1 pseudogene is annotated in these 429 nt (G+C 71.6%); it reads right to left on the minus strand.

Annotation, left to right across the window (positions count from 1 at the left end):
- A pseudogene (locus L687_RS0121375) lies at positions 1-429 on the minus strand (sialidase); the annotation flags it as partial.

Raw genomic sequence — 429 nt, forward strand, 5'->3', positions numbered from 1 at the left:
TGCCGGTCGACGACGTAGCTCGGGTCGGAGTAGCCGTACTGGCCGCTCCCGGTCTTCCCCGCGGCGATGATCTGCAGCGGACCCCAGGTACGACCGTTGTCCGTCGAGCGGCGCTGGATGATCGAGTTGGGGTTGGGGGCGTCAGCGGCGCTTCCCGGCCGGGCATCCCACGCCGAGAGGACCACGCCGTCGCCGAGGTGGGTGAGCGCGGGGATCCGGTAGAAGTAGTTCGAAGCCGTGCGGTCGGCGCCGATGTTCAGTTCGAGGTAGTCGCCGGGGTCGGCGTTCGGATCGGTCAGATACCCGGGCGCCGGGGCCGCCGAGGCAGCGGCGGCGGGGAGGCTGAGCGCGAGGACCAGCGCTCCGATCGTGCCGCATCGCAGCAGGCGGCGGCTCCGGGAAGGGGGCGAGGGAGGAACGTGCATGGAC

The sequence above is a fragment of the Microbacterium maritypicum MF109 genome, from assembly GCF_000455825.1.
Taxonomy (GTDB): domain Bacteria; phylum Actinomycetota; class Actinomycetes; order Actinomycetales; family Microbacteriaceae; genus Microbacterium; species Microbacterium maritypicum_A.